Source organism: Polaromonas sp. (assembly GCF_018780625.1).
Lineage (GTDB): Bacteria > Pseudomonadota > Gammaproteobacteria > Burkholderiales > Burkholderiaceae_C > Polaromonas.
The window spans coordinates 1-1884 of the sequence record NZ_JADMJK010000076.1 but is presented as its reverse complement, the minus strand read 5'-3'; the positions used below and the strand labels follow the sequence as shown (position 1 = coordinate 1884).

The following is a 1884-nucleotide window of genomic DNA, read 5'->3' as shown; positions in this document are numbered from 1 at the left end:
CCACAGCGGGCGGGCGCTGGTGGCCGACCGGCTGGTGTGGACGCTGTTCTGGCTGTTGCAGGCCGCCACGGTGCTGCGCATTGCGGCGGCCGCGCCCAGCGCGCTCGGCGCCTGGCTGCTGCTTCTGGCCGCGCTGCTCTGGGCGAGTGCGATGGCGGTGTGGGGCGTGCGCCTGGCCGGCTGGTATGGCCGCCTGCGCGCCGATGGGCGCGCGGGATGAGGACGTGCTGATGACCGATATGGAACTGGCCGACCTGGCCGACATGACAGCAGCGCTGATGCAGTCGCGCCAGACCACCTTGCCCAAGCGCCTGGCCGCGCCCGGCCCTGACGCCCGGCAACTGGCGCTGATGCTGGAGGCAGCCGCCACCGCGCCCGACCACGGCCAGCTGCTGCCCTGGCGCTTCGTGCTGGTGCCGCAGGCGGCACGGCCCCGGCTGGCCGATGTTTTTGGCGATGCGCTGATGGCGCGCGACGCCGCCGCCACGCCCGAGCAGCTGGCGCAGGCGCGTGAAAAAGCGCAGCGCTCGCCGCTGCTGATGCTGGTCGTTGTGGATGGCCGGCGCGGCGACCCGGAAATCGACCTGGCTGAGCGCATCGTGTCGGCCGGCTGCGCGGTGCAGAACATGCTGCTGATGGCCACCGCGCTCGGCTTTGGCTCGGCGCTGACCAGCGGCAAGGCCCTGAAGTCCGACGGCCTGCGCCGGCTGTTTGGCCTGGCCTGCGGCGAACAGGCGCTGTGTTTTGTCAGCATCGGCACGGTGCAGTCGCACCGGCCGGCCCGCCCGCGCCCGGCGCCGCGCGATTTTGTGACCTGCCTTGCCGGCCCCGGCGAGGCGGCTGCTGCGCCCGAATGGGCCGATTCTTTGTACGTTTTTTAAGGAAAATTTCATGGAAATTTCAAGTTTTGACGACCTGCTGCAGGCTGCCCGCGCCCAGCCCGAGCCGCAGCGTTTGCTGTTTGTGTTTGCCGGCGTCGAACTGCCCGACGACGCCACGCCGGCCCAGCGCGAGCGCTTTCAGGCCGGGCAGGGCGGCGCGCTGGTGCCGCGGATGTGCGTCGACAAGCGCCCCGACGAACTGGCGTCGTTTGCCGCGTTGGTGCAGGAATCCGGCCAGTTCGGCCAGGACTGGGGCATGGTGTTTGCCGCCGCCCTGTCGGGCAGCGTGAACCGGGCGCCCACCTCCGAAGACGCCGAGGAGCCGCTGCAGCGCATGGTCGAGGCCATCAAGCGCGGCGAGCATGGCGCCTACATTCCTTTTGATGCGCAGGGCCAGGCGGTCCAGATCGGTTGACATGAGCAATCCTGCCCGAACGACCCGGCCGGTGATGCTGCCCGGCCACAGCGCGCCGGCCGCCGGGCTTGAGGCACCCTTCGAGATGCTGGCCGCCTGCCACGACCGGGTCGAGCGCATGCTGGCGCTGCAGGCCAAACTGCAGCAATACCTTTTGGACAAAGGCTGCGACGAGCCGGCCCGGCAGGCCGCGCGCGACGTGATGCGCTACTTTGACCTGGCTGCGCCGCTGCACCACCAGGACGAGGAACTGCATGTGTTTCCGACGCTGCTGGCGGGGTCAAATGCCAGCCTGCGCGCACTGGTTGAGCGGCTGGTGCAGGATCACCGGCAAATGGAAGTTGACTGGGCCGAGGCCCGCCGCGCGTTGCAGGCCGTGGCAGACAGCCCGGCCGCAGGCTGGGCGCCGCTCACGCCAGCCCAGACCGCGGCCCTGACGAAGTTCGCCGCGCTTTACCGGCAGCACCTGGACGACGAAAACAACACGGCCTATCCCGCCGCCCAGGCCGCCTTGTCCCCTCAAGCCGTGGCGGCCATGAGCGAAGACATGATGCAGCGCCGGGGCGTTGCGCCTTCGGCCATGAAGAC

Annotated in this window: 4 protein-coding genes; all 4 read left to right on the top strand. The window is 70.0% G+C overall.

Annotation, left to right across the window (positions count from 1 at the left end):
* On the top strand, window positions 1-220 hold a 220-nt coding region (locus IV091_RS07120), incomplete at its 5' end, for an NnrS family protein (RefSeq protein ID WP_293466980.1).
* A gap of 10 nt (window positions 221-230) precedes the next feature.
* Window positions 231-881 carry a nitroreductase gene (locus IV091_RS07115; protein ID WP_293466978.1) on the top strand — a complete coding sequence of 217 codons (651 nt, stop codon included), beginning with the start codon at window positions 231-233 and terminating at the stop codon, window positions 879-881.
* A gap of 10 nt (window positions 882-891) precedes the next feature.
* Window positions 892-1296, top strand: coding sequence for a ribonucleotide reductase subunit alpha (locus IV091_RS07110; RefSeq protein ID WP_293466975.1), 405 nt, complete (start codon window positions 892-894; stop codon window positions 1294-1296).
* Window position 1297: 1 nt separating this feature from the next.
* The coding region (locus IV091_RS07105; protein ID WP_366806983.1) for a hemerythrin domain-containing protein at window positions 1298-1884 on the top strand (587 nt) is incomplete at its 3' end.